Raw genomic sequence first — 8,724 nt, 5'->3', positions numbered from 1 at the left:
AGCACCCTCGTTAATACGAGAGTGCTGTTTTTTTCTCACTTCATTTTCATATTATTTCTTTCTCAGGTTCATTTTTCTCGGTTATCGGCATGGTGACAGATGCTTTGAACATGTCGCCGTCAAGCACTATATCAAAGCGTCCGCCGCAGGCTTCGGTAAAACTCTTTGCTATCGAAAGCCCAAGACCGCTTCCGCCGTCGGTACGTGAACTGTCGCCGCGCACAAAACGTTCGGTTATCTCTTCGGGTGTGAAATCTATCGGGTAAGAGGAAGTATTTTTTGCAGTAAATACGATATTTTTGCCGACCCTGCCTATCTCAAGGAATATTCTCGAACCGTCCATAGAATATTTCAGCGCATTGTCAATGATATTCTGGAATACCCTGTACAGCTTTGCGCCGTCACCGACTATGGGGGCGCTGTCCTCGCTGACCGTTACCTTGACAGTTTTTCCGCTCTGCTTTATCTTGTCATCAGCATCAGCAAGGCTCTGATTGAAAAGCATCACAAAGTCAAGTTCTTCCATACTGACATCGATGCCGCTGGTGGCTTTGGCAAGGCTGAAAACATCTGCGACTATGCTTTTGAGTTTCTGTGATTTTTTATCGAGTATCTGCACATATGCAGATGCTTCGTCATCAAGGTCAGATTTTTTCAGCAGGTCGATATAGCTGATTATCGATGTCAGCGGCGTTTTGAGGTCGTGTGAAACATTTGCCACCAATTCTATCTTCATGCGCTCTGACTTGATCCTTTCTTCCACCGCTTCATTGACAGTTTCGGATATGGAATCAAGCATGTCGATATCAGCCTTGATATCAGAAATGGCAGATACTTTTTCATCAAAGGGCTTATCTTGTCTGAGTGCTTCGATGCGGCGGTCGAGTTTGGAAAGGTCACGCGAGAGCATGAAATTCTGCGTCTGAGTAATGATGAACACCACAAGTGCCGCTATACCCATCATAACAGGTATATCCACACTGTACCCATACTCATACAGCATCACTACTGCATAGAATGCGACCGCAGCCGCCGCTACAGTCCAGAGAGTGCGCCTTTTCAGCTTTTTACCGACAGGCATGTGCTGTCTGTTTTTGCAGAACTCGGTTTCTCGGAATCTTGCGGCTAATCTGCCTGCCAGCTTTGGTGTACAAAGGCTTTGCCTTGTCTTTCTGCCAAAGACCGTTCTTATGATATGTGTGCCGATATGCAGACCTGCCGCCGCAAGTACGCAGTCCCATATAAAACTGAATATATTGCCGGGCAGACGGGAGTTTGTAAGTTCGAGCAGATCACGCGATAACTCATAGCCGCCGTTGTAATAGTTTCCGAGAATATAGAAGAACAGTAAGAGCAGAACGATCAGATGCACCTCGAACGGGATATGCACCAATAACCCGCCGCCCTCTTCATGTGTGAGCCCGCTCACTGCGGCGGCTGTCATCAGATAGAGTACCAACAGCAAAGCCAGCACGACCATCACTGTTGTGACATTTTTGATCACATTGTACTGATGAAGTACACCCGCGTACTCTTCACCATATTTTTCAAGTACACCTTCCTTCGGGGCGATGAATACTGTAAGCCCCGATGTGTCGCCCTTATACGCCTGATAGTCGGGCTGTGAGAAGATATCGCCGCTGTAGGTCACATATCCGCCGTCCTCTTCCACCCATGTTATCCGCTGAGTATCGGAGTAACTTTTTGAAGCCCAGAACTCATCAGACCTGACCTTTTCCTCTATAGCCTCGCGCCTAGCTATTATACCGGCTTTGCTGTTGCCCGGATAGGTATAAAACTTTATAGGTTCAGAGTTGCCGAAGTTGTAAACGTATCTTCCGTAGCTGTCGTGATACCACCCGCCCATCGGCAGAAAGTTATTGGGATAACTCTCCCCTGCCTCGATCAGATGTCCGTCCTCAACTGCGGGATAATCATAATAAAGCATCGTGCCTGATGATGTCATGTCAGAGGATAAGACATCGTCATCACGCAGGATATACGAAGAAGAAATTTTTTTCAGCTTTTCAATACGCTCTTCTTCTGTCATGTCATCGCGTATCGTATCGGCAGAAAGGTTCGTAACATACAGTGTTTTCGGCTCTGTCGGAATATCAGTCGAAGCCGTTTGCTGATAAGTAGTTTCTTCGTCTGTTACCGTTTCATCAGCTATGACTTCTTCAATGACAGGTCTCGTATATGAAACATAATAATCGAACATATCAGAAACCGGAAGAAATCCGCTGTCGGTCTTTTTGTATTTATATTGGTTAAAGTCGAGATACCACATGAAATCCGACTGCACGTATTTATTGCCGATATAGTTCATGTCGTCATCGCACTGGGCGAGTTCACAGACACCGAGTATACACAGCTGTTCGTACATATCTCTTAACTGACGGCGGTAATTTTCAGAAGCAAGGTAGCTTGTTTCTATATTGCCATAGCTGTCATCGCTTTGCAGCACCCATTCGCGCTCTCTCGTCATCACCGCACCAAATATCGCTGAACCTGCCGTTATGCAGGCAAGCACGAATGCAGTGACTCTCGCAGGCTTAGGAAATAGTCTGCTTATTTTTTTCAATTTTGTATCCAATGCCCCACACCACCTTTAAATATCGCGGCTCTTTCGGGTCTATCTCTATTTTCTCCCGAATATGCCTTATATGCACCATTACCGTGTTCTCCACTGCGTAGGCGTCCTCGTTCCAGACACGGCGATAGATGTCCTCCGCCGAAAAGACTCTGCCTGCATTCTCCATCAGCAGTTCGAGTATTTTCAGTTCGGTGGCGGTCAGTCTGACAGGTTCTCCGTCAACAGTCAGCTGTTTTGCGCTTTTGTCAAGTTCCAGACCGCCTATCTTTATAACGTCCGTTTTGTTTATGCTGCCTATATCTCCCAGCTGCATATATCTGCGCAGACTGCTTCTGACGCGCGCTGTCAGCTCCATCGGGTTATAGGGCTTTGTGATATAGTCATCCGCACCCATCGAAAGACCGAGTATCTTGTCGGTATCCTCTGATTTGGCAGACAGGACGATTATCGGGATATTTCGCTTGTCACGTATCTTCATTATTGCAGAGAGTCCGTCCATGCGCGGCATCATGACATCTATGAGGATAAGCTGTATATCATTTTCTGCCAGCTTTTCCAGAGCATCTATGCCGTCATATGCTTTAACGACAGAATAGCCTTCAAGTTCCAGCAGCTTCGCGATAGCTGCCACTATATCTCTGTCATCGTCCACTACTAATATCGTTGCTGCAAGTTTTTCCATAACGTTATGTCCTTTCCTTGTATGCTTATATGATAAGGCATTATTCTTAAATCCGGGGTGGGGGAAATCTTAAGATTAGCTTAATACCATTATACCATATTTCGTTATATAATGCAACAAAATCGATGAAGATGTGGCTGAAAAATTACGCCCTGTGTATTGCAACAACATCGCCCAGAGCATTCTAGAACCGCTCCTGCGGGGCAATTACGATGATGTGAACGCCATCTGCGCGGAAGTCCAGTCCGCCCTAGATGCAAAGAAAGGCATCGGTCTGAAACCGCAGAAAGCTGACTTCCCTGCCGAACGTGTGCGGGCGGCGATAGGCGGTGCGGCTGTCAAGGAAACGGCAGAACACGCCATTCAGGTGCTGGGCAGAACCGCCGAGAACATCTAGCATTTGCAACCGACATATATGTCGGCGACAGGTGCTTTTTTTATACCTATAAGGGAGGTAGAACTGTATGCCCGAAGCTGAAAAGCGTATAGGCAGACAGTTTCCTACACAATCGGTGGTACTGCCGTACACTCAGACAAAGGGCGGCGAAGCTATACTGCTTTACGACCAGTCCAGCCGCAAAACGATGGAATGGCAGCAGTCAATGCTCTACGATATCATGGCGACCGATGATGACGGGCTTTGGGTACACATCAAGTTCGGGTACTCGATACCCCGCCGAAACGGTAAATCAGAGATAGCTGTTGCAAGGGCTATCTGGGGTCTGCTCCACGATGAAGCGGTACTGTACACCGCCCACCTGACTAACACATCGACAACGGCATTTTTGAAGATCGTCAAGATACTGGATGAGATGGGCTTCGTCGAGAATGACGATATAAAAGTCACACGTCAGAAGGGCGGAGAACGTATCGAGATGCTCAAAGGCGGCGGGGGGTACATCAACTTCCTAACCCGAACAGGCACAGGGGGTCTGGGTGAGGGCTTGTTTTCGCCACAAAATTTAAGATAACAGCAAAGCGTGCATTTATGCAAATAGTCGAATAAAAGTGGTTTTCGTTGACATGGGGCTGAAAATTTGATATACTTAACTTCGTGTAAAAGTTTTATTTTATAAAGGAGATAGTTTAATGAGCAAGAGATTTCTTTCTGCTGTGCTGGCACTTGCATTATGTACAGGGCTTTCGGCGTGCAGTGAAAACCCAAATGATATAAACGCAAATTCTGTCAGCGAAACTACCGCAATTTATGAGAGTACAAAAGAAATTGTAATACCGGATGAAACCGTTACCCCCGATGAAGATACGACTTCCGACGAAACGACCACAGAGGAAGAAACACTGACAGATATGGAAGAATTCATGGAGGGTGAAACTATCCGCAAGCTGACAACTAATCGCACATTTATCCCGGCTGATGACGAATTCGGTTTTTATTTCGGGCTTGAACTTCCGCCCGAAGAGGTGAGCGCGGGACTAAAAGTCACCTTATACAGCGAGGACGGAAAGCAGATAAGCGAGATGAAAGCAAACGATGAAAATGTCTACAGCTGTTATTTCAAGCCGAACACCGACAGCTGGGTGACATACAATGTATATGCGGTTTACGGTGATAATGTGTCAAATACCGTCCGCGTGCGAACATATACTGATGATGTACTGCCGGAAGACAACGCAGATTTTAAAAAGGTCATCGAAGAATTTGGCAGGATATCTTCAAAATATGCAGACTCATTGGGGCGATATTCCGCAGAAAACAAGGTAAAGGCATTCAACGAAGCGGCAGAACTTGCTAAGAAAATGTACGAAGACAGCAGGGTCGTGGAAGTCAGGATAAGTCCTGATACAGGTAATGTTACCATCAAGCACAACTGCGGCACCACATACAGTTTCATCACCGAACAGATGTGATATGACAAAAGCAAAAGGCAATACCGCGCGGGTATTGCCTTTTTTATTAATCTATGGTGAACTGCGAATTGTAAAGTTCACTGTAGAAGCCACCTTTTGCCATCAGGCTGTCATGAGTTCCCTGTTCGACTATATGACCTGACTTCATTACGATTATATTCTCAGCTTCTTTTATGGTAGAAAGGCGATGGGCTATGATGAAACTCGTTCTGCCTTTCATCATTTTAGCAAAAGCGCGCTGAACTATTATCTCAGTTCTGGTATCTATCGATGAAGTAGCTTCATCAAGTATCAGCATGGGAGGAAGTGACAGCATCACCCTTGCGATGCAGAGAAGCTGTTTCTGACCCTGAGAAAGGGTGCTGAAAGCATCTGAAACGACAGTGTCATAGCCTTGCGGCAGACGCTTTATAAAACCGTGACAGTGGGCTGACTTCGCCGCCGCGATGACATCTTCTTCGGTGGCATCAGGTCTTCCGTAGCGGATATTATCGCGGATAGTGGCGGTCTTCAGCCATGTTTCCTGCAATACCATGCCATACATCGAGCGCATGGAATTTCTGGTGCAGTCTTTTATCGGTTTGCCGCTGATGCTTATCTTGCCGCTGTCGGCATCGTAAAAGCGCATCAGCAGATTTATCATAGTGGTCTTTCCGCAGCCTGTGGGACCTACTATGGCGGTACGTTCGCCAGCCCTGACATGCAGGTTGAAGTCCTCTATCAGTTTGACATCGGGGTCATAGCTGAAATAAACATTTTCGATATCAACAGTGCCATCGACATCTTTGAGTACAAAAGCGTTTTCGCTGTCGGGCTTTTCTTCGGGTTCATCGATGATATCAAAGACACGCCTTGCAGATGCGAGGGCACTTTGCAGTTCGGTGATAACGCCTGATATCTCATTGAACGGCTTTGTATACTGGTTTGCGTAAGAGAGAAAACTCGAAAGATTGCCCACAGTAAATCCCCCGCCACCGAACACGGTCAGCGCTCCGAGAATGCCGACGGAGATGTAGACAAGTCCGTTTACGAAACGTGTACACGGGTTGGTAAGTGACGAAAAGAATATCGCCTTTACGCTGACTTCTCTGAGTTTCTGATTAAAGACATCAAAGCGCTCTTCTGCTTCCTGTTCATAGCCGAAAGCCTGAACTGTTTTCAGATTGCCTGTCACTTCTTCCACAAGTGCAGTCATCTCGCCGCGTGCTTCTGACTGCTTATGGAATAGGTCGAATGTGTTTTTCGCGATGAACCTCGCCACAAACAGCGAAAGCGGCGTCAGTATGATGACCACCAGCGATATCTTTACATTTATGCCCAGCATAAAGATTATAGTACCGATAATTGTACATATGCCTGTGAACAGCTGAGCAAAACCCATCAGCAACCCGTCAGATATCTGGTCGATATCTGTGATTATACGGCTGATGATATCGCCGTGAGGGTGCGAATCTATATATGAAAGCGGCAGCTTATCCAGCTTTGCAAAAGCCTTGTTCCTTATATCGCGCACAACGTTGAAAGTTATCTTGTTGGTGCAGAGCGACATCAGCCATTGCGAAAGTGCTGTCATCGCAACAGTCACACAGAGTTTTATAACTATCGGCACAAGTCCCTTGAGATCAACGTTATCGGGACCTATGATAAGGTCAACAGCCTGACCGATAAGTATGGGCGCATAAAGTGTAGTAGCAACCGTGACCAGCGCCAGCGCCATAGACACAGCGAACAGCCATATATAAGGCTTTGCATACGAAAGAAGAGGCTTAAGCACAGGTTTATTTATTGTTTTATTCTTATCCAATGCCGTTCACCTCCTGTTCGGAAAGCTGAGAAAGACATATCTCACGGTAGATACTGCAATTTCTGTAAAGTTCTTGATGTGTACCTATACCCGCTATCCTGCCATCGTCCATAACGATTATCTTATCAACATTTTTTATGGAAGAGATCCTCTGTGATACTATGAAAACGGTCATGCCGCTTGTCTGTTCAGCGATAGCTTTTCTCAGTCTTGCATCTGTGGCAAGGTCAAGGGCTGATGCGGAGTCATCAAGTATGACAATTTCGGGCGAGCCTACAAAAGCCCGCGCGATAGTCAGTCTTTGCCGCTGACCGCCTGAGAGATTCTTGCCCTCCTGTAAGATCATTTCGTCAAGCTTATCGGGCTTTTCCATAACAAAATCATACGCCTGCGCCAGTTTTAAGGCGCTTATTATCTCATCATCGGAAGCAGACTTATCACGCCATTTCATGTTATCGCGGATAGTGCCTTTGAACAGCACCGCCCTCTGCGGCACAAGACCTATCTTCTTTCTCAGCTGTCTGAAAGGATATTTTTTTATGTCAACACCGTCCACCAACACCTGACCCTTTGATACATCGTAAAAACGAGGTATAAGATTTATGACCGTACTTTTGCCCGAACCTGTACCGCCGATAATGCCCACAGTTTCTCCCCTGCCGACCGTGAAGCTGATATTTTCAAGCGCATACTCTTCGCTGTCATGGTAGGAAAAGCTGACATCTTTAAACTCGACACACGGCGCATTTTCGACAGCCTTTACCTCGATATTGCCATCATCGCTGACAGATGGACTTACTGCGAAAATATCGTTTATGCGTATGGCTGATGCCTGCATCTTGGTGATATTCGTTACAAGTATCGCCATAGCGAGAAGCGCCAGCAATATCTGGTTCATGTAGTTTATCAGCGCTATGACCTCGCCCTGACTGATAGTCCCCCTGAACACCTGACCTGCGCCCGCCCTGATTATGACGGCTATGGCGATATTCACGATAACATAGGTCATGGGGTTCATCAGTGCGTTTATCCTGCCGGCTTTTATCTGTAGGTCGGTCAGTTCATCGGTTATCTGCCTGAACTCTTTCTCCTCGTCCTGCTGACGTGAAAAAGCGCGGATGACCCTTGCGCCTGTCAGCGCCTCACCTGTCAGCAGATTCGTGCGGTCGAGAGTCTTTTGGATATGTTTATAACGCGGGATAGTGATGCTCATGATCTTATATATGACAAAAGCAAGACATGGCGCGATTACAAGAAAGATAAGCGTCAGCTTCACCGAGATAGTGAACGCCATGATGACCGCACCTATAACGATAAACGGCGAGCGCAGAAGAAGTCTTAGAAGGATATTCACGCCCGACTGTGCGGTATTTATGTCAGCAGTCATTCTGGTGACGAGAGTGCTGCTGCCTATCTTATCTATCTCGGTATATGACAGCTTGTTTATATGTTTAAGCAGGTCGGTGCGCAAAGCAGTGCCGAAGCCTACCGATGCCTTAGCCGCAAAAAACTGCGCCGTAAGCGAACAGGCAAGTCCCAGAAAGCCCAGTAGCACCATGACACCGCCCATTTTCAGTATATAGCCCATATCCTCATTTTTTATGCCGATGTCGATGATATTCGCCATGACCAGCGGTACAGCAAGTTCAAAGCAAGCCTCTATCAGCTTGAACAGCGGACCAATTACGCTTTCCTTTTTGTAGTTTTTCAGATATCGGAACAATTTGAACATATCTATCTCCAAACATGATTTGACGGACAGTGGTTGCTGTC

General features: G+C 46.6%; 7 protein-coding genes. 3 read left to right on the top strand and 4 right to left on the bottom strand.

What is annotated here, in order from left to right; genetic code table 11:
• Window positions 1-46: 46 nt before the first annotated feature.
• Window positions 47-2,596, bottom strand: coding sequence for a sensor histidine kinase (locus CUS_RS18600; RefSeq protein ID WP_002849847.1), 2,550 nt, complete (start codon window positions 2,594-2,596; stop codon window positions 47-49).
• Window positions 2,556-3,278: a response regulator transcription factor gene (locus CUS_RS09075; protein ID WP_002849850.1), complete on the bottom strand. Its 723-nt coding sequence runs from the start codon at window positions 3,276-3,278 to the stop codon at window positions 2,556-2,558. Before CUS_RS09075 ends, CUS_RS18600 begins: the two co-directional genes overlap by 41 nt.
• 133 nt (window positions 3,279-3,411) lie before the next feature.
• Between CUS_RS09075 and CUS_RS09070 the strand changes: the two genes are divergently transcribed.
• The 3 genes from CUS_RS09070 (at window position 3,412) to CUS_RS09060 (ending at window position 5,147) form a co-directional block, all read left to right on the top strand.
• Window positions 3,412-3,675, top strand: a complete 264-nt coding sequence (locus tag CUS_RS09070; protein WP_157769515.1) for a hypothetical protein — start codon at window positions 3,412-3,414, stop codon at window positions 3,673-3,675.
• Window positions 3,676-3,742: 67 nt separating this feature from the next.
• Window positions 3,743-4,249 carry a hypothetical protein gene (locus tag CUS_RS09065; RefSeq protein WP_002849846.1) on the top strand — a complete coding sequence of 169 codons (507 nt, stop codon included), beginning with the start codon at window positions 3,743-3,745 and terminating at the stop codon, window positions 4,247-4,249.
• A gap of 118 nt (window positions 4,250-4,367) precedes the next feature.
• Entirely contained in the window at window positions 4,368-5,147 is a 780-nt protein-coding gene (locus tag CUS_RS09060) for a hypothetical protein (protein ID WP_002849848.1), read from the top strand.
• A gap of 46 nt (window positions 5,148-5,193) precedes the next feature.
• Here the strand turns inward: CUS_RS09060 and CUS_RS09055 are convergent, their stop codons facing one another.
• Together CUS_RS09055 and CUS_RS09050 are read right to left on the bottom strand one after the other, a co-directional pair.
• Window positions 5,194-6,951 (bottom strand): ABC transporter ATP-binding protein, encoded by a 1,758-nt coding sequence (locus tag CUS_RS09055; RefSeq protein WP_002849849.1) that lies wholly within the window; start codon window positions 6,949-6,951, stop codon window positions 5,194-5,196.
• Entirely contained in the window at window positions 6,944-8,683 is a 1,740-nt protein-coding gene (locus CUS_RS09050; protein ID WP_037276973.1) for an ABC transporter ATP-binding protein, read from the bottom strand. The genes CUS_RS09055 and CUS_RS09050 overlap by 8 nt, the downstream gene beginning before the upstream one ends.
• Window positions 8,684-8,724 lie beyond the last annotated feature (41 nt).

The organism is Hominimerdicola alba 8 (assembly GCF_000178155.2).
GTDB lineage: Bacteria > Bacillota > Clostridia > Oscillospirales > Ruminococcaceae > Hominimerdicola > Hominimerdicola alba_C.
This window is presented reverse-complemented; position numbering and strand designations above follow the sequence as displayed.